The following is a 23,369-nucleotide window of genomic DNA, read 5'->3' as shown; positions in this document are numbered from 1 at the left end:
GTTGTGTTGCCAAAATTAACAACCTAGAATCTAGCTTGAAAGTCGTGCTTAGAAAGAGAGAATAGTAAAAATTATTTTTACTGGTTATTCTTAGTACTCGTTCATAGAACACTTATATCTTTGCCAACAAGCAGGTTAGCATTAGTTAGCCAAAATGTAAAAAAAGCGTAGAGAGATATAAATAAAAGTAAACTTCAAATTTCTTGGGCTACGCCTATGGTTTAGTTCATAAAAGGCTGTTTATTGATCAACCTTTAACTAATTTACTATTAGATGTATAGCAAAATTTTCCTTTAGAATCATGTACAAAATGGCAGCTAAAACAGGAACGCCATCCATAATGACTTCCAAATTGGTTCTTGAGTCTCATGAAACAACTCCCCCATAACGGGTTTAATTGCTTCAGTTGCCTTTAGCAAATTGTAGTGAGGGATGTTTAGGTAGATATGGTGAGCTACATGAGTACCGATATTATGGTGGATATGATTGAGTAAACCATAATTGCGGTCAATGCTAGAAATAGCGCCTGCTATTTTCGGGGATACTATTTAATGGCACTGGATTCAATTAAATATAAATTCTAACCTTGTTTTAAACAAGGAAATGTTACCTCTGCAATGGGCAGCTTTGGAGACATCTCTGTTCTCACTAACCTGCACACGAGAAGATTTTCTGGCAATTTCCTGAACAATGTTCATCAGTAGGAACTGCCAGAATTCAAATAACTTACAAGGTGAAATTACAACGCAGATAAAGGCACAACTTTTAGGAAGACTAAAGAACTTCCCAAGTTATATTTTATCTTTGATTTATCGCCCTGCATAATATTCGTCAAAAGTCTGATAACCAACATCAGTTACGTACAGTTGACATTGGTCTGTAATTTGCTTCATTAAAGCCCAAGAAAACTTACTTTCATCATGTAGATAATCCCCCCAATTTTCTTTGATGCTGCTGTAAGCTAGCCGCAGATTATAAGAAGGAATCGCAGTGGAAAGATGGTGGGGTACGTGGACATTGATATCATGGCAGAGGAATTCTATCCAGCGTGGGTAATCACAGTGAATAGTTCCAGATAGTTGTGCTAGAGCCTCGTTCCACTTGTTTACTGCCACAAAAGGAACATCTGGGGCAGTATGGTGAACAATTGTAAAAGTACTCATCCAAAAATGGTAAACCATCCAGGGTAAAAGCCAAAATTTGACAAATCCCCAGATACCAGTTGTAGCGATGAGCAGCGGGAACGCCACAGCTGCAAACAGAACTACTACAGCCACAGAAAGTTTAACACTTGATTGGTCTTTATTTTTGAAATTACGCCAATCAAAATGTACAACTGCCCAATGCCCAATAGAACCTAGCCACCAAAGGCGGTTACGCATGAAGCCTTCAAAGACAGATTGCCGAAATGGACCCCAACTTTTAAATATTTCTGGTGTGATGGGATGCCAAGCATTGTCCTCTTCCAGCTTATTTGTATGCTTATGGTGATAATTATGCTTAAGACGCCAACTGTGAAATGGATAAATCAAAGGCAGCATTAATAAATGCCCGACCAAATCATTTACCCAGCGACGGTTAGCAAACGAACGATGACCACAATCATGAGCGATAACAAAAAAACCTGTTAAAGCAGTGCCTGTAAAAATCCAAGCAAAGGGCAAGAGGAACCAAGGAGAAATGGCGATACTGAAGTAGCCTAAAGCCACCATCACAACAGCAATCAGCACTTTTGTCCAAGCTTTACGCTTATTCTTCTGAAAGCACTCCTTTGGCAAGGTTTTAATTATATCTTTAAGCCTCAGGTCGGAATTACCAAGGTCATAGGCTTGATTCTGATTTTTGATTATTGATGTAGTCATGAAAACCTGAAAAACAACAAAAACTACCACCAACACACCACAAAGTGGTTTGTCGTAAAGTTTCTTAACAATAGCGTCTCGGATTATAGCAACCTAAGCCACTCTTTTTTCGGAATTAGTCAATGGATATCATAGTTGCTGAAAAAACTTTGTCATCAATTAATTGTCTACAGTCAACCATCCAATGACAAGATTAAACTGACAATTAACGACTTGCTTAGGACTTTTTATCTGCCAGCTTCACATTTGTAGCGAGACCAAGCACTTGCAGCAATTGAATAGTCATCCAAGTCATGTCAATTTCCCACCATTCTAAGCCGTGACGCGCTGAGTATTGGAAAGCATGATGATTATTGTGCCAACCTTCACCAAATACTAGTAAGGCTACCCACCAGCAGTTAGTTGAGCGATCGCCTGCTTCGTAGCTGCGATAACCAAATTTATGAGTGGCGCTATTGACTAACCAAGTACAGTGGTAAACCCAAACAATGCGCACAAAAATTCCCCAAACCACCATCGGCCAACCGCCAATAGCCAATAGTAATAAACCCAGAGCCACTTGCACGAGAATAAAATATTTTTGCAAAAACTGATAAACTGGGTCTTCGGCAATGTCTTTAGTGAAGCGAGGAACTTCTGCGTGAGCAGGCGCGTGATAAATCAGCCAACCCATGTGACTCCACCAAAAACCCTTATTAGAATCATGAGGGTCTTGTTCAGTATCCGAATGTAGATGATGGATACGGTGCGTACCCACCCACTCAATTGGCCCACCTTGACAGGCGAGAGTTCCGAAAAGAACCAATAGATATTCCAGCCACTTGGGAGTTTGAAAACTGCGATGGGTAACCAGGCGGTGAAATCCCAAAGTAATTCCTAAACCACCAGTGATCCAGTAGAGCAATAAACCGACACCAACTGCACTCCAGCTAAAGTTACTAGGAACCAAGGCAAACAGAGCTCCGATGTGCAATGCAGCGAAGAATAGGGTATTAACCCAGTTAATTTGAAGTTTGGTTGAGGTAGCAATTGTCATGGGAAACCTGAATAGGAAAGGTTAAGCCTAGTCTGCGCGATCGAAAAATCCGCATTTTAAATTTTTTGTGAACGAGGAAACAATGAACAGCTTGGAACAGCTGCAACAAGCAGAACAGGCACTGTTAGAGATTTTTTCTGGAATTGACGCTCAGGTCAAGCAAAATCTTCAAAAAGTGCTAAATGCCTTTCGTAATCAACGTGTCGGTGCACACCATTTTGCGGGTGTAAGTGGCTATGGTCACGATGATTTAGGACGAGAAACTTTAGATAAAGTATTTGCCGAAGTAATGGGTGCCGAAGCGTCAGCAGTGCGGGTGCAGTTTGTTTCCGGGACTCACGCGATCGCTTGTGCGTTATTTGGGGTGCTGCGTCCTGGAGATGAAATGTTAGCAGTGGTCGGTTCTCCCTACGATACGCTCGAAGAAGTAATTGGGCTACGGGGTCAAGGTCAAGGCTCCCTTATTGAGTTTGGCATAAATTACCGTCAATTAGACTTAACCTCGGACGGAACCATAGATTGGCAAGCCTTAAGCAATAGTGTGTCTAATAACACACGTTTAGTTTTAATTCAACGTTCTTGTGGCTATTCTTGGCGTCCTAGCTTGTCCATTGCTGACATCGAAAAAATCGTCCACTTAGTCAAACAGCAAAATCCCAACACAGTTTGCTTTGTAGACAACTGCTACGGCGAATTCATCGAAACAAAAGAACCCACAGATGTTGGTGCTGATTTAATGGCGGGTTCATTGATTAAAAATCCTGGTGGCACGATTGTCACCGCAGGCGGGTATGTCGTCGGTCGTGCTGACTTGGTAGAAGCTGCTGCCTGTCGCCTCACTGCTCCTGGTATTGGTAGTTATGCTGGTGCTACCTTTGACCAAAATCGCCTGCTATTCCAAGGCTTATTTCTCGCACCACAGATGGTAGGAGAGGCGATGAAAGGCACTCATCTGACTGGTTACGTGTTTGACAAGCTTGGCTATCCTGTAAATCCAGCACCTTTTGCTCCCCGTCGCGATGTAATTCAGGCAATCAAACTTGGTTCTGCACAAAAGCTGATTGCCTTCTGTAAAGCCGTACAACAAAATTCTCCCATTGGTTCCTACCTAGACCCCATCCCCGATGAAATGCCAGGGTATGAGAGCCAGGTAGTTATGGCTGGGGGGACATTTATCGAGGGCAGTACTTTGGAATTCTCAGCGGATGGGCCTTTGCGTGAGCCGTATGTCGTTTATTGCCAGGGAGGGACGCATTGGACCCATATTGCGATTGCATTGGAGGCGGCAATAGAAGCAGTAGGGATGGCTTGAGGATAGTTATATAAATAACATGAGTTAGGATTGTCTCACGCAAAGGCGCAAAGGCGCAAAGAAAGATGCATGAGAATGAGATTGCCAAGGAAATTGTTGATGCTGCTTACAAGGTTCACACAACTTTGGGGCCGGGGTTGCTGGAATCTGTGTATCAGACTGTTCTGGAGTATGAGTTACGGAACCGAGGGTTGCGGGTAGAAGCGGAGCAAGCCATACCTGTTGTTTATGAAGGTGTGCGTTTGGAAGTGGGGTTTCGTGCCGACCTCATAGTTGAAGATCAAGTTATTGTCGAACTCAAATCTGTAGAAACAGTACATCCAGTACACAAAAAACAATTGCTAACCCACCTTCGCCTTGCTAACAAGCGCCTTGGTTTACTCATCAACTTTGGAACCCTTCTCATCAAAGACGGTATCTCGCGGGTAGTAAATGGGTTGTAAAAATATGACATCAAAGACGCGAAGATTAGATTTTACTCTTTCCTTTGCGTCTTTGCGCCTTTGCGTGAGCTATTCTTTCGGTAACTTATACTGCCCAACGATCCGCCTAGCATACTCCGGCACATGCGCCTCCAACTTCTGGGGATGATTCCGCTTCACATACAAGTAATTCCTTGTAAAGTGCGAATCAATCGAAAACCGAGCATATTCCAACCCTTTGGGCCCAATTCTTTCAATTACCACACCCATCAATTTTGCTGCCCACATCGGTAAGGTAACAGCTTTATCGTAAGCAGGAATGCTTTGTTGTACAGCTTCTTTACGATTTCCTTGGGACATGACAGGTTGGGTATCTAACTGGTCTTTCACCAAGTCCAACATTTCTTTACCTGTATCATTTCTAACTACAATCCATTGCCAGCCGAAGGGTGCGCCCATGTAGCCAACAACTAAATCGGCTAGGGAGTTGACGTAATCAAAGCAACTCATGCAAGAAGGAGCAAAGACATCTTTGAGTTTATTGGTCTTTAAGCCAAAGAATGGCACAGTCTCTAAAGAACCATCTTCATGTTTGAAGTGAACTCGGAAGTCTTGCATGAATTCATAATGCACGACTGTCTCAGGCGATCGGCTAGTGGTTTCTAAGAATTTTTGCAGTCCAGCACGGCTAACGTTATCTACGCACGGAGTACCTAACACATACAACTTTTCTAACCCAAGCTGTTTTTCTACGGCTCTTAATGCCTGGATTTGGCAACCAACTCCAATCACTAATAGCCGCTTCATCCCGGATTTTTCTATCTGTTCTAAAACAGATAAATTGGGTGATAGTGTTGGTTTATTTACTTTAGCTGCCAGTATTTCCTCTGGAGTGCTGGCAATAATGGGCATGGGTTGAAAGCGGTCTTCTTTGGTGTTTTGCACGCAGACAACACCTTCAACTATGCCACGATTCAACATTTCAATCGCAATACTGCTGACAATACCCGTCCACTGTGCGCCTTCGATGGGCTGCTGTTTCCGCGCCGCCATCATGTCTTGATGAACGCCAAAGTAGAGTTCATCGGGATTATCGAGATTGCGGGGGCGGGTGTGCGCTTGTTCTTCGAGTTCGCCTATCTGCTGATTAATGAAGGCGCAAGCTTCTTTAACGTAGTGAATGTAGTATGTATCGCACAGTCCGCACTCGCTACAAAGTTCTTTCGCAGGGCGGCGGCTAGTGGGTTTTAAGGCTTTGGCTTTTTTATGAGGAGAAACCGAAGTCATAATAAATTGTTTGTTTTATCCAGGCATAGCTTTTACTACAATACCGTCACAAGCTATGAACTTCACGATAGAAATTGAGTAAGAAAAGTATAAACAAACTTTTAAGTATTTTTTCTATTCTCATCTGTTTTTCATTTGGAGCATCTTGGTTTTATCAAGATTTTCTCCAAAGAAATTTAAAGTGACAGAAAATTTCCAAACTGGAGCAGCATTTATTGCTGGAGGCAGCATAACAGGCGCTAGTGTTTCCGCAACAGTTGGCGGGATGGGATTAGCTGGAGGATTTGGCGCTGTGGGGCTGGGCACAGTTCCAGTAGTTGGCATTGGTGCTGTGGGTGGTGCAGCTGCTTATGGTGCTTTTAAAGCAATAGCACAAGGAGATGCAGCTGCTTTCGGTGCTATGGGAATTGGCGCAGTGGGTGGTGCTGGCTTTTCTAGCGTCGTTGGTGGAATGGGATTAGTTGCACCAAAAATAGGGCTGGCGTTTGGTATTGGCACAGTACCTATGGTAGGCGTTGGTGCGGTGGTGGGACTCGCTGCCTATGGTATTGCCAAGTTGTTAGACGAATCGGAAGTTCGCGAAAGTCCCGCACAGGTTTTTGAACGAATGGAAGATAAAGTATTACAAATGGATTATTATGCCGCAGCTGTGATGGAGTTGGAGGCATTTTTATCTGGTGAGGATCTCAATCAAAAATTTGCTGCTTTAGAAGTTGAAGATGAATTACAACTGTTGAAGGCTGAATTAAGGCAAAAGACTGAATCTAATTGTAAGCAAGTTAACAAATCTGAAACTTCTACTGCGGAAACAAAAATAATTGCTGTCACCACCCAGCCAACTGAAAATTGGAAATGTGTACATACGCTAAAGGGACACTTAGCCGCAGTGAATGTAATCGCTATCAGTCCTGATGGTAATATTTGTGCTACTGGCAGTGACGATCGGCAAGTTCATCTGTGGAATTTGACCACAGGAAAATGGCTTTATACTTTCTCTGGACAAGCAGAAGCAGTTTTATCTGTTGCTATCAGCCCCGATGGGCAAAAGATTATAAGCGCTAGTGTCGATCGCAAAATCAGCAGTTGGCAGATAGATGCAAGAAAATTCTTGCGTACATATTTTTATCTAAACTCTCCCTACAGTCATAATGGTTTTGTTCACTCAATTGCCTTCAGCCCTAATGGTAAATATGTTGTGAGTGGTAGTGCCGATAAGACTATTAGAGTTTGGGGAAGCTATACAGGAACAATAAAATGTACCTTGAATGGACATTCTGATGCAGTTTTGTCTGTTACTGTAAGTTGTGATGGTAAAACCATTGCTAGTGGTAGTGCTGATAAAACTATCAGGCTTTAGGATGTCAACACTTGGAAACAGCGTTCCATTTTATCTGAACATTTGGGAGCAGTTAATACAGTTATTATTAGTCCTGATAGTCAAAATTTAATTAGTGGTAGTACAGATACCACAATTAAGCTGTGGAATCTCAATACCGGAGAATTACTCCATACTCTGACTGGACACTTAACGGCGGTTTTATCTGTTAGCATCACCACTGATGGAAACACCCTAGCCAGTAGCAGCAGCGATGGTATTATCAAAATTTGGCATGTAAAGACAGGCAGACTCATACAAACTCTAAACGGCCTTATTCCTGTAGCTTTTAGTCCTGATGGCAAAACACTATTAAGTGGTGGTAATGGTGGTACATTCAAGATTTGGCATCAAGCTCAAAGCTTTGATAACTTGACATTTGATACTATACAGTCTGGCGAATGGTGGGAAGTTTTGGGTGTAGCTCAAGATGCTCATCCCAAAGATGTGAAGTTTGCTTACCGTCGGTTAGCAAGATTGTATCATCCTGATATCAATCCTTCTGGGAGTGCTAAAGCCTCAATCCAAGCAGTTAATCGAGCTTACCAGAAGTTTCAAGAGCAATTGACTACTGAGAAATCGAGCAAATTTCAATAATTTAATTAATTAGTGAAGACGAATTCAAGAGCGATCGCACTCCTCTACACTCTTCCTCTGCGCCTTTGCGTGAACCTCAAGCCAAATTTTTTAAGTTTTGTTATTGTTTCAATAATCACTTTAACTTCCCTGAATATTGGATATTTTGGGTTTAATAGCACAAATATAAAAACTTATTGTTTCTCTCTTTGGCATACTTTGCATTTTAGCTACTTACTTTCAAAAGCTCCCTACTTAATGGCTAAATAGGTTACAATATATAATCCTTAAGAAGTATTGACTTCTTAAATTTTTTAATTATTCATGTTGCAACTTCTAAAAAAACGTTATAAATTATTAAGTTATAGGGGAATGAATTTCATTTTGTAGCCTCAAAAACTAAATCCTACTTAATAGAGATACTGTAACTAGTTAAATTCTAAGGAAACCTTAAACAGTGCTAGCAATATATTTTTGGTTGGGAAAGCAAACATTCCATGTATAAAAGTGGATGAATGATCGATATAAAAATATATTTTGCTTAAGTGCTTTAAAAGTAATATTATTGCTTAAGGTGAAAAATAAATTTTATTATTCACCAATACGCTCATTGCTTCAAAGCAAAATAACTGTCAATTAAGCTGCAAAAAATGGCAGTTACAGACATCTTTTTTAGACTTCATTATTCCCAAATTCTATTTGCTATTCAAAAAATCGTCTTTGTTATGATCCGAGTAGCAGCATAAATCAAAACGCATCTACCACACATTTACAATCCTAATGGAGTTATTTTGGCGATGCAGATAAACGAATTGGTAATAGCTGAAAATATAGAAGAAGAAGCTTGGCAAGCACTAGAAAGGTCGATTCTCTATTATCAAGGTCGTCCTGTGGGGACTTTGGCCGCATACGATCCGTCTGTAGAGGCGCTGAATTACGACCAATGCTTTATCCGAGATTTTGTTTCGTCGGCTCTAATTTTCCTAATCAAAGGTAAAACAGAAATTGTCCGTAATTTTCTAGAAGAAACATTAAAGTTACAGCCTAAAGAAAGAGCGTTAGATGCATATAAGCCGGGTAGAGGTTTAATTCCAGCTAGCTTCAAAGTTGTATCTCTCAATGGCGAGGAATATTTAGAAGCCGATTTTGGCGAACACGCGATCGCGCGAGTCACACCTGTTGATTCCTGTCTCTGGTGGATTATTTTGTTGCGTGCTTATGTAGTCGCCACTAAAGATTGTTCCCTAGCCTATCGACCTGAATTTCAAAACGGTATCAAGTTGATTATGGAAATCTGCTTGGCGAATCGTTTTGATATGTACCCAACACTGTTGGTTCCAGATGGCGCTTGTATGATTGATCGCCGTTTGGGTATATATGGTCATCCTCTAGAAATTCAAGTTCTATTTTATACGGCTCTGCGCGCTGCTCGTGAATTGCTAATTTGTCAAGGTAATCAAGATATTGTGGCAGCGATTGATAACCGCTTACCTCTTTTATGTGCTCATATTCGTCAACATTATTGGATAGATATTAATCGTCTGAATGCCATTTATCGCTTCAAAAGTGAAGAGTATGGCAAAGCAGCAGTCAATTTATTCAATATATATGTAGATTCTCTTCCTTATTATGAATTAGATAAATGGCTACCGAGAAAAGGTGGTTATTTAGCTGGTAATGTTGGTCCTTCTCAACTAGATACTCGTTTCTTTTCCCTTGGTAATTTGATGGCGATCATTTCCGATCTTGCAACTGAAGAACAGTCGCAAGCGATTATGAACCTCATTGAGGAAAGATGGGAAGATTTGGTGGGAGATATGCCAATGAAAATTTGTTTCCCAGCTTTAGAACACGAAGAGTATAGAATTGTCACAGGATGTGACCCCAAAAATATTCCTTGGTCTTATCATAATGCTGGAAGTTGGCCAGTTTTGATGTGGATGATGGCAGCTGCTGCTGTGAAAACTAACAAAACAGGTTTAGTTAGAAAGGCTATTGAACTTGCCCAAACACGTCTAAGTGAAGATGAATGGCCAGAATATTACGATGGTAAAAAAGGACGATTGATTGGTAAGCAAGCTAGGAAATATCAAACTTGGTCTATTGCTGGGTTCTTATTAGCAAAAGAACTGATAGCTAACCCCAGTTATTTACGATTAGTAAGTTTTGATGAATTATCCCCAGAAGCAGTTTCTAGAGCATGTGAGTTTGAAATTGGTAGTATAGATCCATACATGCCGCGATAGCAGCAAAGTTTTATTGCTACTAAAATAAATTGATTGTTCAGGATAAACAATATTTTAAAAGCCCCTTTGTAGCTATAGGGGCTTTTCTGTTTTCTAAATTGCTCTCTACGAGCACTTCAAGAATATGTCATCACAGAAAATGAAGTAAGTGAAAAAATTGGGCTATCCTGAGAGAATGGACAATGAATTATAGCGCTGGAGAGAGTGTGGCAAAAGCTCAGTGACTATATATTTTTGTCTTTATTAATCGGCGAAAAAGCATTGCATCAACGAAGAAAAATAAAAGTATCATTTACTGCCAAAATCCAAGAAGGATGGAGTGGTTTTCGTAATGGAAAGAGAGGAATTACTAATATTTGATGACATAGAAAAACAGGCATGGGAACTACTAGAAAAGTCGATTATTTACTATCAAGGTCGCCCTATAGGTACAATCGCCGCTGGCGAAACATCAGAAGTAGCATTGAATTACGATCATTGCTTTGTCAGAGATTTTGTACCCTCAGCCTTACTTTTTCTCAGCAAAGGTAGATATGATATTGTCCGTAATTTCCTTGAAGAAACTTTAAAATTACAACCAACTGAAAATCTCTTGAATGCTTATACACCTGGTCGAGGTTTGATACCAGCGAGCTTCAAAGTGGTATCAACGAATGGGCAAGAATATTTAGAAGCAGATTTTGGCGAACATGCGATCGCTAGAGTTACACCAGTTGATTCTTGCCTCTGGTGGATTATTATTTTATATGCCTATGTCAAAGCCACAAAAGATATAAATTTCGCCTTGCAACCTGAGTTTCAGCAGGGAATCATGTTAATAATGGAACTCTGCTTGGCGACTCGATTTGATATGTACCCAACGCTATTAGTTCCAGATGGCGCTTGTATGATTCAACGGCGTTTGGGTATTTACGGCTATCCTTTAGAAATTCAAGCTCTATTCTATGCAGCATTGCGTGCTGCTCGTAAGCTGCTAATTTGTGCAGGCGATGAAGAGATTGTTATAGGTATAGATAATCGCTTACCTCTATTACGAGATCATATTCGGAATCATTATTGGATAGATATGCATCGCCTGAATGCAATTTATCGCTTTAAGGGTGAAGAATATGGTCATACAGCCGTCAATCAGTTCAATATATATGCAGATTCAATTGCTTATGCTAAGTTGGCTCTTTGGTTACCAAAACTCGGTGGTTATTTAGCTGGTAATGTTGGTCCCTCGCAGCTAGATACTCGCTTTTTTTCACTTGGAAATTTGATGGCGATTCTGACTTCTTTAGCTAGTGATCGCCAATCACAAGCAATTATGTATTTAATTGAAGAACAATGGCAAGACTTAGTGGCAGAAATGCCGATGAAAATCTGTTTCCCTGCTATAGAAAAAGAAGAGTACAGAATTTTTACAGGATGTGACCCCAAAAATCTACCTTGGTCGTATCATAATGGTGGTAGTTGGCCAGTCTTACTGTGGTTGTTAACTGCTGCTGCTCAAAAAACAGGTAGAACAAGTCTTGCTCAACGCGCTATTGAAATTGCCCAAACCCGTCTTAGTGAAGATCAATGGCCACAATATTACGATGGGACGAGGGGATTATTAATTGGTAAAGAAGCTAGAAGATATCAAACCTGGACAATTACCGGGTTTTTATTAGCAAAAGAATTGATGCGCAACCCTGATTATTTAGAATTAATTAGTTTTGCAGAATTTGATTTAAACAATGCTTCCCAAGTTTGTGATTTATAAGTTTAAAGTTAAATAAAATCATAAAATTTGTATTGGTCTTATCCTATTGGCAAGCAAACAATTAATCATCCTGTAGGGCTGGCAATACCCAGCCTAGATTACTTAAGATTTTTTATAAGTGATTGATGATTCCTGGAAATTTAATATTTAATAAATGAACCGCCAGTAACTCCAAGGAAGAGTGAGGTAATCATTAAGCGCAAGTTTATAGATAAGTACTGTAAATATTGTCAGAATGTAAACATACGATTCCTCATATGTCCTGAAATCCATAATTTAAATATTTTCATGACAAACCCCCGTCAAATAGCTTTTCTTGCCCTGCGAGATGTTCACAAAGGGGCTTATGGTGATGTTGCTCTAGACAAAGTGCTGCAAAAGGTTAAATTACAAGATATTGATCGCCGTTTAGTAACAGAATTAGTGTATGGCAGTGTCAGGCGACAACGCACCCTCGACACCTTGATTGACCAACTCGCCAAAAAGAAATCCCACCAACAACCAAAAGACCTCCGCACTATTCTGCATTTAGGTTTATACCAACTATGCTATCAAGAACGGATTCCTGCCTCTGCGGCTGTTAATACTACAGTCCAACTAGCTAAAGAAAATGGCTTTTCGGGACTTACGGGTTTTGTGAATGGTCTGTTGCGACAGTATATTAGGCTTGCAGAAAATAATAAGGGAGATTATCCTCATCTCCCCTTGCAACTACCAGAAAATCCTTTAGAACGCTTGGGTATTTTATATAGTTTTCCTGACTGGATTATTCAAGTATGGTTAGAACAACTGAGTTTTGCTGAAACAGAACAATTATGTGAATGGATGAATCAATCACCAACAATCGATCTGCGCGTTAACCCACTGCGAACTTCAACTGATGTGGTGGAAAAGGCGTTGCAATCGGCTGATGTTTTAGTGAAGCGGCTTCCGAATTTACCCCAAGCTTTAAGATTAATTAGTAATAGCGGCCCAATTCAAAATTTACCTGGTTTTCAAGAAGGTTGGTGGGTTGTACAAGATAGTAGCGCTCAAATGGTGAGTCATTTGCTCGACCCGCGACCAGGAGAAGTAGTAATTGATGCTTGTGCTGCACCTGGAGGGAAAACAACTCACATCGCTGAATTGATGGGGGATAAAGGGAAAATTTGGGCTTGCGATCGCACTTCCTCTAGACTACGCAAACTCCAAGAAAATGCACGACGCTTGAATTTACAATCTATTCAAATTTGTACTGGAGACAGTCGCCAATTCTTACAATTTCAAAATACTGGCGATCGCGTTTTACTAGATGCTCCATGCTCTGGTTTGGGTACCTTGCATCGCCATGCTGATGCACGTTGGCGACAAACACCAGAAACTGTCCAAGAGCTTACCAAGCTGCAAAAAGAATTACTTTCGCATACCTCAACTTTTGTTAAACCAGGTGGAGTACTAGTCTACGCAACTTGTACGCTGCATCCAGCAGAAAATGAAGAGGTGATTTCAGAGTTTTTAACTGAATTTCCTAATTGGCAAATAGAGCCTCCCCATGCTGATTCGCCTCTTTTTAGCTATTCCACTCCAAAAGGGTGGTGCAAAGTCTGGCCCCATCGCCAGAATATGGATGGCTTTTTTATGGTTCGCTTAAGAAAAACTAATGATTCCGAGTGAATACTGTTTGTGACTGTACCATTTGATCGAGGTTGAAATCTCCCAGAGGATGCAGCATGGTTACTGATTCCAATGTGAAAAACTTAGTGAAGATCCTGATCGGTGCGGCTTGGATTGATGGAGTAATCCAGCCGGAGGAACGGCAATACCTCCGAGAAATAGCCCAAGCCAAAGGTCTAGCTACCGATCCAGAGATTAAGCCGTGGTTGTACGAATTGGTTCCTGTACAGCCAAAAGAGTGCTATGGCTGGGTGCAAGAATATTTAGGCGATCGCCCCAGTATTGAAGATTGCGTTAGCCTAATTGAAGCGATCAGTGGTTTAATTTACAGCGACGGCGACGTAGCAATTGAGGAAGCAAGACTCCTGACAAAATTACAGGAGATCACTAAGGCCAGTGAGTCAACCCAATCAGCCCACACTGCTTTGCTCAAACAAATTCAAAAGCTTTATCGGCGTTGGGTTGAAGTTCAAAACTAACAGAGATTTATGATTTGTGAGTTAATCAGACGCGGTTTATCGCGCCTGTTGATGATTTTAAAATTTGATAATTTAACTCAGCACTCATTACTGCTTATGACTTCGGTTCACCCACGCCCGGAGTCTCTTCTTTTTCAACTTTGGGCACAAAGTCAGGACGCTCTTTGCTTTCCCAACCGGGGGGACGCTTAGAGTTGTACCAGGCGATCGAGCCAATGGTGACAGCAGCAATAAAACCAACTACATACACTAAGGTAAAGGCAAAAGGAAAATGCGGCGCATCTGCTGCTTGTGCTGCTGTTTGCATCAATAAAAGCATGAGTATTTTCTCCTAATGTTAGGTAACACTGCTTATCAGACTATAAAACGAGCGTAGCACCTAACATCCCCCCCTAGTTTGAACAGTTGAATATCAGTTGCCCAGGTAAACTCCGGAAAACAGATATTCAACGGTTTAGTTTTCTAGCTTCCCTTGTGTTTTGGGCAAAGGATAAAAGGGGAAAAGTTTAAATTTACCCTTTTCCTTTTCCCCCTTAACCGAACCGTATTAGTTGATTAGTCTCATTCCGAAGAGGATGGTTTAAGTCTGTCCCGCCAAGAAGGCTGTGCTGGCGATGAATTTCCTGAACCGGATGAGTTATTACCTGAGGAAGATGATGATCTCCGATACCTAGGAGGTGACGAAGGCTCAGAAGACTCTACCCGGCGACTGCGCCGTCTGGGACGAGATTCTGAGGAATCACTGCTGTTGCTTGCTTCTTCAGTGCGATAACGACGCCGCCTCCTGCTAGATGAACCTGTTTCATCATCTTGCTGTTGATAATAACGTCTGCGGCGTCTGGGAGTCTCATCTTGTTGTTGATCTTGTTGTTGATCTTGTTGATAAGATCTGCGTCTTCTTGATGGACGCTCCTCACTGCTAGAGTTGTCCTCATCATCATCAGAGGAAACAGACTTATTCTCAATTCGTTTGGGCTTTAAGGGTTGAGCTTTAATCGTGCCTTTTCGACCATCTAGTTTAGGACGTGCAGGAAACTTTTCAACTGGCATATCTTTTACGGCTTTTTCCATAAATTCATGCCAGGTATAAGCAGCACTACCGCTACTACCCCAAGTCGGGCGGTTATCATCATTACCTAGCCAAACTCCTGTCACTAGTTGGGGAATGTAGCCAATAAACCATAAATCGCGGGCTTCATCGGAGGTGCCTGTCTTTCCAGCCACCGGTCTATTATCTAATTGGGCAGCAGCACCAGTACCTTCTTCTACGACATTACGTAGCATCCAGGTCATAATTGCAGCGCTATCAGCATCTAGAGCGCGCCTAGCGGGGAAATCAGCCGACCAAATTACCTTGCCTTGACGGTTCAGGATACGGCGAATACCATGAGCATCTGTGTGTAAGCCTTGGGTAGCAAAGCTTCCGTAAGCGCTAGCCAATTCTAGCAAATTCACTTCATTCGAGCCAAGAGCCAAGGAATAAGTGGGCTTAAGTTCTGACTTAATTCCCATATCATGGGCGAGCTTAATAGTTGGTGCAAATCCCACATCGATCAATACCTTCACCGCAATTATATTAATTGAACGGGTGAGAGCATCTCGCATACTCATCGAGCCGTGGAATTTTTCGCTGTAGTTTTTCGGTTCATAGCCATCTACGACAAAAGGCTCATCCTCGTAAGTATCATAAGGGTTTTTACCACTGGCGATCGCGGTAGCATAGACAAATCCTTTAAATGTCGAGCCTGGCTGACGCTGGGCCTGAGTCACGCGATTAAACTGGTTTTTCCCAAAGTCTTTGCCCCCAACCATTGCCTGAACTTCACCATTACGGGGGTCAATAGCAACCATTGCTGCTTGTTTAAAATTCTCCCAGCGACCTTGATTTCGCAGTGTTTTCGCCACTGCTTCTTCTGCAAACTTCTGCCAAGTCGGGTTTAAAGTAGTTTCCACAACTAAACCCCCTCCTGCTAACACATCAGGAGAAACATACTTAGGCAATTCTTTTTGAATATAGGTAGTAAAGTAGGGTGAATCTACTTGCAGGCGCTTGGGGAGACTACTTTTAACGATTAGCGGTTCCCGACTTGCACTTTCTCTGTCGGCTGCGGTAATGACGCCATCTTCTTGCATCCGCTGCAACACCAAATTCCGCCTGGCTTTTGCAGCTTCAGGATTTTTGTCTGGGGCGTAGAGACTTGGGGCTGGCGCTAATCCAGCGATAGTGGCCATTTCCGGTAAAGTCAGTTGATCTACTGATTTGCTGAAGTATACCCATGCAGCATCAGCTACACCATAAGCCCCAGAACCCAAATAGACTAGATTTAAGTAACGCTCCAAAATCTGGTCTTTGGTCAATTCGTGCTCCATCTTCTGTGCCAGACGGACTTCTTTGAGCTTGCGCCAGATTGTCTTTTCTTGTTTAAGGAAGAGAATCCGTGCTAGCTGTTGAGTAATTGTGCTACCACCTTCAACAACATCTTGCGATCGCAAGTTATTCCAAACTGCTCTGATTATTCCTTGAGCATCAACTCCCTTGTGTTGCTGAAATCTTCTATCTTCTGAGGCGATGAAAGCTTTTTTCAACCTATCTGGCATTTGCTCCAGGTTGAGCTGTTCTCTTGCCGCTTCTCCTTGCTGTTGCAAGATAGTACCATCGGCAGCTTTAATAGTTAATGTTTGCTCTCGGACAACGGCGTTCAATTCAGCTTTATCTGGCAATGTGCGGTCTATTGTGCCAATGCCGTAGTTAAAGGCGATAATTCCACCACCTAAACTCAAGCCTGCCCAGAACCAAAGGCGACGATAAAACGGTTTATCACTACTGGATAGTTTGGCAATTACTCCAGATGAGACGTTTTGCATCTGGCTTAGCACCTGCCTTCCTTTGCCCAGCTTTGTTGGTGGTAAGTTCTCATTGACGGATTCTTCATTTTCGAGATGATTACCAGGCGACAATCGCGGTTTCTCCTTGTCAGATGCACTTAAATCACTTGATCTTTGATTGAACCAGGAGGTCAGTTTCCCCACGTTAGTTCCTCGCTCAAATGTAGTTGTTACCTAACCACCAGCAGTTTCGGGGTTAGCATACCACCTTTGTGTTAGTATAATATCCCATAAATAAATCAGAGAATTAAGTAACAAACAGTGATTTTTTGGAATTCTTTAAATTTGATCCCGTAAATATTAATACAGAATTTTATTAAAATTGCGTAGGGAAAATACTGCGTTCAGCAACTAAAAATATGCCGCAAGGTATAGACAAAAAGACAAGCAACATGTCTAAAACTGGCACGATCGCCAAAGGTGTTCGTGCAGCGATCGCGCTTGGTAGTAATATCGGAGATTCAAGGGAAATTTTAGAAGCAGCGATCGCAACTTTAGCCAATACACCAGGTATTGTTCTAGAAGCCAAGTCCCATTGGTATAAAACTAAAGCTGTAGGTCCGCCACAGCCAGATTACTTAAACGGCTGCGTCATAGTGAGAATCTGTCTGCTACCGCAGCTGTTATTAGAAACTTTATTAGCGATTGAACAAAAATTTGGGCGTGTTCGTCAAGAACGTTGGGGACCGCGCACCCTAGATTTAGATTTGCTCTTATATGATGACTTAATTGTAGATACACCAAGCCTGCAAATTCCCCATCCCCGTATGCGAGAGCGGGCTTTTGTGTTGGTTCCCTTGACAGAAATTGCCCCGGATTGGATAGAACCAGTTTCAGGATGTGTTATTAAAGATTTGGTTAAACAGGTAAACTGTTCTGATGTACATTTATTGATGGGCAGTTAAAATTACCACCCATAAATGCAGAGAGCTTCTGAGTTGTACAACCAGCTTCAGTGTTTGCCTGTGTATCTAAAGACAATATAATTTTACTATGCCATTAGGTAGAGAATTACCACAGCTACTGAAACAACGCTTGTTCTATAAAGGGCGCAAGTTCAATTTTGAAGTTAATCGCTTGCGGTTACCCAACAAAGCGGAGGGAGAATGGGAATGTATTCGTCATCCAGGTGGTGCTCTAGCTGTGCCTGTAACAGCAGAGGGTAAGCTGATATTGCTGCGCCAGTACCGTTTTGCAATTCAAGGCAGAATCATCGAATTTCCAGCGGGTACTGTAGAACCTGGTGAAGATCCCCTAGAAACGGTGCAGCGTGAACTTCAAGAAGAAACTGGTTATCGTGCCCAAAAGTGGGATAAGTTAGGAGAGTTTTTTTTAGCTCCTGGTTATTCGGATGAAATTCTCTACGCTTTTCTCGCGCGAGATGTAGAAGAGTTAGAAACACCGCCAGCCAAAGAAGAGGATGAAGATATTGAAATCCTCTATTACACTCCGCAAGAACTGGAGAAAGCTTTCCTAGACGGTGAACCAGTAGATGCTAAAACGATTTCTAGCTTTTTGTTGGCTCGTCCTTTCTTAGTTTAAGGTGAATATGCTCATAGAATTAGCGATCGGCGATGCTTACGGAGCTGGCTTTGAATACGCTGATGAAATGAGCGTCTATAACGATTTGAGTCGATACGTCACACATCCCCGTCATCGACTCATTCCGGGTAACTATACAGACGACACACAAATGAGCATTGCGATTGCCGAAGTGATTGTGTCGCAAACACCTTGGACACCGCAAGTCTTAGCTGATAGTTTCGTTACCTGCTTTAAACGCGATCGCAGAGAAGGCTACGCTGGTGGTTTCTACGATTTTCTCGTAAATATTCAAGATGGAAAAGAGTTTTTAGCCAAAATTCGCCCAGACAGTGACAAAAGCGGTGCTGCAATGCGTGCAGGGCCAATTGGCATTTATTCCACACCCGAAAAGGTGATAGAAGCCGCAACCATTCAAGCAGCAATTACCCACAACACACCCGATGGCATTCACGCCGCCATTGCAGCGGCGCTGATGTCCCATTATTTTATTTACCGACTAGGGCCAAAACACAATTTAGGACAGTTTCTCGAAAGCTATGTATCTGGAGAATGGTCTAAAGCGTGGGAAGGTAAAGTTAAGTCTAAAGGATGGATGAGCGTTAGAGCAGCAATTACAGCGCTAATCCGAAATGACAGCATAAGCGAACTCTTGCAAGACTGTATTGCCTTCACCGGCGATGTGGATACAGTCGCAACAATTGCCTTAGCTGCTGGTTCATGCAGTGAAGAAATTAGACAGGACATTCCCATTCATCTAGTTACAGGTTTAGAGAATGGTGCCTACGGTAAAGATTATCTCATCAAATTGGATAAACAGTTGATGAGTTTAATCGGCAACAAGATTAACTAAATAGATTAAATATATTTTCCAAAATTATTAATAGCCATTTCTAATTTCCTGTTGGATAGCCAGCCTAAATAATTGGGAAAAATTAGTAATTCTGTAGGGTAGGGGTAGGCATTGCCCAGCAAAATCCGAATATGCAGACAATGCAGCACTGGCAAAGGTTTTACAAATTAAATAAAAAGGCCATATAGGTGTTTCGTAAGAACATAATAATGTTCCCTACGGTAGTTGTGCTAACCCTACTAACAGCGCATTTTTTCCAGACTACTCTAGATAAATAGAGTGCTTTGCAATTTTTGGTATACCTTCAGAAGGCTTGTTTGATAGGTGTAATTATGACATATTTGTATCTAGACATTATTAATTCAGTATTCCTAGCGAGTTACCGTATTTATATGCTCTACCTTGCTTTTAAAGATAGTTATGAAACAATATAAAGCTTTCAATAGTGCTGGTAAATTAACTGCACTATTAATATTGATAACTATATTTTTGACACCGTTTGTAATTGTTAACGCTGGTGAACGCGGCGTTTTAATGGAGTTTGGTAAAGTGCAAAATAGAATACTAGGGGAGGGTATTCACGTAATTATTCCTGTAGTCAACACAGTAAAAAAATTGAGCGTTCGCGTGCAAAACCAGGAAATTTCGGCTGAGGCATCCTCGAAAGATTTACAAGATGTTTTCACTGATGTAGCGCTCAATTGGCATATTATTCCTGAGGAAGCAAATGCCATTTTTCAACAGATTGGAGATGAGAAAGACGTAGTTAAAAGTATTATTCATCCAGCAGTTGAAGAAGTTTTAAAAGCAATCATTGCTAAGTATACGGCTGAAGAAATTATAACTAAACGAGGAGAAGTTAAAAGTGGTGTAGATAATGCATTGAGTATACGACTGGGTAATTATCACATTGCTGTTGACGATATTTCTTTAGTTCATGTTCATTTTTCAGAACGATTTGGCGAAGCAGTAGAGGCAAAACAAGTTGCTGAACAAGAAGCAAAGCGAGCAGAATTTATAGCGATTAGAGCAGCAAAAGAAGCTGAGGCTAAAGTGAATTTGGCAAAAGGAGAAGCTGAGGTACAAAGGTTACTGCGAGACGGTTTGACCACAGAAATATTGCAAAGGCAAGCAATAGAAAAGTGGAATGGCAAACTACCATTAATTGTTGGTAAGGAAACGCCCAAATTTTGGAATTTGAGCGAACTTTTTAAAGGTTACGAAAACTAATCTTGCTTGTTCTAGATAACGCGATCGCTAACCGTTAGAGAACAAAACTGGAGTATCGAGTATTTTTAACTGTATCAATACCATAATTACAAGAGTATAAACAGTTGAAGATACAAAACCTGTTAATAACTCTTTTTTCAAATTACGTTCTTTAGCTTCGTTTTGAAAAACATCCGCAGACCCAAATTGCATTAACAGAATGCCTACAATGTTAGATAGCCAATATCCTATAATTGAACAAGGTAGAAGTAATTTGGGTGATAGTAAACTACACATATACCCAAAAAAGTAAGCGATCGGTAAATTAAATAACAGGTCATTCCACCAACACAGTGGTGAGAGCAAATATCCAAGTACGAGGAAAAAGCCACCTCTAAGCTTTTTTAAAATACCTTTTTTTAGCTCTTGGGGTGCAGCCTGTTGTAATTGCTCCGGCTGTTTTTCCCCTGCTACGCTCAACTCTTGACTAACTTCTTGGACGCTTTCCATAAAAACACACTATTCCTACCAGTCTAGTGTAGTTTAATCTAGAAACTGAAAAAAAGTCTAGTACAATACTGATACCATTTGAGATTTTGGCTGTTTTAACTAGTAAAAGATTAAATTTAATGTATAAAATATTACTCAGTAGTATGTTTAATCGAGTAATGATACTAATAATTAGGAAATTAATCTATGAACAAATTAGTGAATATAGCAGGTTGAACCACATTTTTGGGTTGGGTGAAAAATTTTAGAATCGCTATAATCAAAAATATGAGTGTTTAAAACAGTATGACAAACTTTCCTTTAACCAACGTCTTTTTAATAGCAGGAATTGTTTTCCTCTTGATTGCTGTTTTAGGGCAAACTAAACTAGGTTTTGCGGAAATTAATCCAGGTTGTTTCGGCAGAACTTTAGCTTTATTGATAGGTTTAATAAGTTTAGCAGCTGCTCTCGTATCAGGAACTACTTCTGTGGAAACCCTAGATTTATTAAGAACCTATTTAACAAATTTAATTCAACAAAGTATAGGATTTGTTAATGATTTTTTAGCTGGCTCTTAAAGAAGTAAAATTTTTATTGGGGGTATACATAAATAGATATCTTGTATAATCTTACGTTTTTATATCGAACTACAGATAAACGCTGATACAAAGGTGGATTACGGCTAATTCTTACTATTGCAAACGCTCAAATGCTTACACAGCCGTTACACCAAGGCAATAAAGTGGGGGTAAAATCCACACCGCCGTCTAGCAAAATAGCTTGCGAAGAAACCTTGCAAAGCTTTTTGCGCTTTTTGTCTCTTCTACATTAATATCTACATGATAAATGGCTTTTAAGTAGAAAAATAACAATATTAGTAATAGGCTCCCACAAGGCTATAAGTTAAACTGGCTAATACCAACAAAGTGACCATAACGTAAATAAATTCTCGTCGCCATATAAAAGCTAACAAAGAAATTACTACACGCAAAACAGGTGTAGCGATTAATAATAGCAATCCAAGTTGGACAATACCACGCCGGCTACCTGATAAAACTGCATTTATTACACCTACCGGTGAGCGAAATTCTGATGGTTCTCCTTGAAAAAACTGATAGGTAACAGGCTCAGAACCGTGGCGTATTAGGTATAGTATTCCTCCTATTAATACCACAGTACTAGCAAGCAAAACTCCATATTTTAGGAGGTTGCTCAGTAAAGTTTCTAGTTGTTGTTCGCTTAATGTTTTTGTTAAATTCTTTTTATTTTCAATCTCACAACCATTAGGCAAAGGTGCCACTATACTGGGTTGTGGTTCTTGAAATTGTTCGATATCAGCATCTAAGTCTTTTTGCTGTAAAGCTATTGCTACTACTTCAGTATCAGGCTGTGTTGATGAGAGTGACTGAAAAACCGAATTGAATTTATACATTTTACAGCCCTCCTATGACACTGTTGTAGACCATCTTCAAAGCCATTACTACCAGTACAAGACTAAAAATTATTCTCAAAGTTTGAGTTTTGGCTCCTAAAAGGACTCTAGCACCTAAAAAAGCACCAGGTAGTACTCCCAACATTACTGGCATTGACAATCCCGGATCGATGTAACCCCGTGCTAGGTAAACTCCTGCTGATGCGGCGGCTGTAACGCCAATCATAAAATTGCTAGTAGTGGTGGAAACTTTGAAGGGTAAACGCATGGCTTGATCCATTGCTAATACTTTAAACCCCCCCGAACCAATACCAAGCAAACCAGAAAGCACGCCTGCTACTACCATCACGCTAAATCCTGCTGGAACAGCATGAACTTGGTAAGACATCAGTCCATCAGCAGTTGGATAAGTACCATTGAGTTTGAGATAGTTTGCTAAAGGATCGGCTGCTTCATCTTCAATATGCTCGACTCTAGGTCTTTGAGAAAGATATGCTGAATATATAAGGACGATCGCTAGCACAATAGTCAGTGCTTTAACAGAGACAACAGTGGCTAATAAAGCACCAACTATAGCTCCTAAAGTTGTAGCTACTTCTAAAAACATTCCCAGCCTTAAATTGGTGTAGCCTTTTTTAATATAAGTAGACGCAGCACCTAATGAAGTAGCAATTACAGATACTAGGGAAGCACCAACAGCATATCGAATATCAACACCAAATACCGAAGTTAATAAGGGAACGATTACAACTCCACCACCTAAACCAGTTAATGCACCTAAAAAGCCAGCAGTAAATGAACCTGTCCAAACTAGTAAAGAAAATTCTAGGATATTCAAATTTCATACCTCTGTCTTAGATATATATCAATGTGTGATGAGATTTTTAATATAGATGATAAATAAATAATTACTCTCTGGCAGGCGGATGAAAGCTAAATATGATGCTTAGATAACATTTCAT

At 40.8% G+C, this 23,369-nt stretch carries 21 protein-coding genes and 1 pseudogene; 13 read left to right on the top strand and 9 right to left on the bottom strand.

Annotated elements, in window-relative coordinates:
- Window positions 1-247 precede the first annotated feature (247 nt).
- From BV375_RS15705 to BV375_RS15695, 3 genes and pseudogenes are all read right to left on the bottom strand, one after another.
- Window positions 248-527: pseudogene (locus tag BV375_RS15705) on the bottom strand (fatty acid desaturase); the annotation flags it as partial.
- 282 nt (window positions 528-809) lie between these two features.
- Window positions 810-1,862 carry a fatty acid desaturase gene (locus BV375_RS15700; RefSeq protein ID WP_086762027.1) on the bottom strand — a complete coding sequence of 351 codons (1,053 nt, stop codon included), beginning with the start codon at window positions 1,860-1,862 and terminating at the stop codon, window positions 810-812.
- A gap of 217 nt (window positions 1,863-2,079) precedes the next feature.
- Window positions 2,080-2,898 carry an acyl-CoA desaturase gene (locus BV375_RS15695; RefSeq protein WP_086762025.1) on the bottom strand — a complete coding sequence of 273 codons (819 nt, stop codon included), beginning with the start codon at window positions 2,896-2,898 and terminating at the stop codon, window positions 2,080-2,082.
- Between the two features lie 82 nt (window positions 2,899-2,980).
- On the opposite strand from BV375_RS15695, the gene BV375_RS15690 reads away from it, so the two are divergent.
- The gene (locus tag BV375_RS15690; RefSeq protein WP_086762023.1) at window positions 2,981-4,210 is read left to right on the top strand and encodes a methionine gamma-lyase family protein; all 1,230 of its coding nucleotides are present in this window, start codon (window positions 2,981-2,983) and stop codon (window positions 4,208-4,210) included.
- Window positions 4,211-4,275: 65 nt separating this feature from the next.
- Window positions 4,276-4,653, top strand: coding sequence for a GxxExxY protein (locus BV375_RS15685; RefSeq protein ID WP_086762021.1), 378 nt, complete (start codon window positions 4,276-4,278; stop codon window positions 4,651-4,653).
- A gap of 69 nt (window positions 4,654-4,722) precedes the next feature.
- Here BV375_RS15685 and BV375_RS15680 read toward each other — a convergent pair whose 3' ends face one another.
- Window positions 4,723-5,919 (bottom strand): Coenzyme F420 hydrogenase/dehydrogenase, beta subunit C-terminal domain, encoded by a 1,197-nt coding sequence (locus BV375_RS15680; protein ID WP_086762019.1) that lies wholly within the window; start codon window positions 5,917-5,919, stop codon window positions 4,723-4,725.
- Between the two features lie 181 nt (window positions 5,920-6,100).
- Between BV375_RS15680 and BV375_RS38155 the strand changes: the two genes are divergently transcribed.
- The 6 genes from BV375_RS38155 (at window position 6,101) to BV375_RS15655 (ending at window position 13,995) form a co-directional block, all read left to right on the top strand.
- A complete protein-coding gene (locus BV375_RS38155) occupies window positions 6,101-7,276 on the top strand; it encodes a WD40 repeat domain-containing protein (RefSeq protein ID WP_243713955.1) in 1,176 nt (391 codons plus the stop codon).
- Between the two features lie 27 nt (window positions 7,277-7,303).
- Window positions 7,304-7,891, top strand: a complete 588-nt coding sequence (locus BV375_RS38150; RefSeq protein WP_279432928.1) for a DnaJ domain-containing protein — start codon at window positions 7,304-7,306, stop codon at window positions 7,889-7,891.
- A 776-nt stretch (window positions 7,892-8,667) separates the two neighbouring features.
- On the top strand, window positions 8,668-10,116 hold the full coding sequence (locus tag BV375_RS15670; protein WP_086762017.1) for a glycoside hydrolase 100 family protein: 1,449 nt from the start codon (window positions 8,668-8,670) through the stop codon (window positions 10,114-10,116).
- A 331-nt stretch (window positions 10,117-10,447) separates the two neighbouring features.
- The gene (locus tag BV375_RS15665) at window positions 10,448-11,863 is read left to right on the top strand and encodes a glycoside hydrolase 100 family protein (RefSeq protein ID WP_086762015.1); all 1,416 of its coding nucleotides are present in this window, start codon (window positions 10,448-10,450) and stop codon (window positions 11,861-11,863) included.
- A gap of 288 nt (window positions 11,864-12,151) precedes the next feature.
- Window positions 12,152-13,516 carry a 16S rRNA (cytosine(967)-C(5))-methyltransferase gene (locus tag BV375_RS15660; RefSeq protein ID WP_086762014.1) on the top strand — a complete coding sequence of 455 codons (1,365 nt, stop codon included), beginning with the start codon at window positions 12,152-12,154 and terminating at the stop codon, window positions 13,514-13,516.
- 56 nt (window positions 13,517-13,572) lie between these two features.
- On the top strand, window positions 13,573-13,995 hold the full coding sequence (locus BV375_RS15655; RefSeq protein WP_086762012.1) for a TerB family tellurite resistance protein: 423 nt from the start codon (window positions 13,573-13,575) through the stop codon (window positions 13,993-13,995).
- A 94-nt stretch (window positions 13,996-14,089) separates the two neighbouring features.
- Here the strand turns inward: BV375_RS15655 and BV375_RS15650 are convergent, their stop codons facing one another.
- Both BV375_RS15650 and BV375_RS15645 read right to left on the bottom strand, forming a co-directional pair.
- The gene (locus BV375_RS15650; protein WP_086687802.1) at window positions 14,090-14,314 is read right to left on the bottom strand and encodes a hypothetical protein; all 225 of its coding nucleotides are present in this window, start codon (window positions 14,312-14,314) and stop codon (window positions 14,090-14,092) included.
- A gap of 242 nt (window positions 14,315-14,556) precedes the next feature.
- Window positions 14,557-17,025, bottom strand: coding sequence for a penicillin-binding protein 1A (locus tag BV375_RS15645; protein ID WP_086762010.1), 2,469 nt, complete (start codon window positions 17,023-17,025; stop codon window positions 14,557-14,559).
- Between the two features lie 248 nt (window positions 17,026-17,273).
- Between BV375_RS15645 and folK the strand changes: the two genes are divergently transcribed.
- From folK to BV375_RS15625, 4 genes are all read left to right on the top strand, one after another.
- Window positions 17,274-17,786, top strand: coding sequence for a 2-amino-4-hydroxy-6-hydroxymethyldihydropteridine diphosphokinase (gene folK / locus BV375_RS15640; RefSeq protein ID WP_086762147.1), 513 nt, complete (start codon window positions 17,274-17,276; stop codon window positions 17,784-17,786).
- Between the two features lie 88 nt (window positions 17,787-17,874).
- Window positions 17,875-18,423: an NUDIX hydrolase gene (locus BV375_RS15635; protein ID WP_086687804.1), complete on the top strand. Its 549-nt coding sequence runs from the start codon at window positions 17,875-17,877 to the stop codon at window positions 18,421-18,423.
- Window positions 18,424-18,430: 7 nt separating this feature from the next.
- The gene (locus tag BV375_RS15630; RefSeq protein ID WP_086762008.1) at window positions 18,431-19,276 is read left to right on the top strand and encodes an ADP-ribosylglycohydrolase family protein; all 846 of its coding nucleotides are present in this window, start codon (window positions 18,431-18,433) and stop codon (window positions 19,274-19,276) included.
- A 420-nt stretch (window positions 19,277-19,696) separates the two neighbouring features.
- A complete protein-coding gene (locus BV375_RS15625; RefSeq protein ID WP_086762006.1) occupies window positions 19,697-20,506 on the top strand; it encodes a prohibitin family protein in 810 nt (269 codons plus the stop codon).
- Window positions 20,507-20,533: 27 nt separating this feature from the next.
- Here BV375_RS15625 and BV375_RS15620 read toward each other — a convergent pair whose 3' ends face one another.
- Window positions 20,534-20,995: a hypothetical protein gene (locus tag BV375_RS15620; RefSeq protein ID WP_086762004.1), complete on the bottom strand. Its 462-nt coding sequence runs from the start codon at window positions 20,993-20,995 to the stop codon at window positions 20,534-20,536.
- Between the two features lie 285 nt (window positions 20,996-21,280).
- On the opposite strand from BV375_RS15620, the gene BV375_RS15615 reads away from it, so the two are divergent.
- Window positions 21,281-21,553: a hypothetical protein gene (locus tag BV375_RS15615; RefSeq protein WP_086762002.1), complete on the top strand. Its 273-nt coding sequence runs from the start codon at window positions 21,281-21,283 to the stop codon at window positions 21,551-21,553.
- Between the two features lie 296 nt (window positions 21,554-21,849).
- Here BV375_RS15615 and BV375_RS15610 read toward each other — a convergent pair whose 3' ends face one another.
- Window positions 21,850-22,407, bottom strand: coding sequence for a DUF1634 domain-containing protein (locus BV375_RS15610; RefSeq protein WP_086762000.1), 558 nt, complete (start codon window positions 22,405-22,407; stop codon window positions 21,850-21,852).
- A 1-nt stretch (window position 22,408) separates the two neighbouring features.
- The gene (locus BV375_RS15605; RefSeq protein WP_086761999.1) at window positions 22,409-23,245 is read right to left on the bottom strand and encodes a sulfite exporter TauE/SafE family protein; all 837 of its coding nucleotides are present in this window, start codon (window positions 23,243-23,245) and stop codon (window positions 22,409-22,411) included.
- Window positions 23,246-23,369: the final 124 nt, after the last annotated feature.

This window comes from Nostoc sp. 106C, from assembly GCF_002154725.1.
Classification (GTDB): Bacteria; Cyanobacteriota; Cyanobacteriia; order Cyanobacteriales; family Nostocaceae; genus Aulosira.
This window is presented reverse-complemented; position numbering and strand designations above follow the sequence as displayed.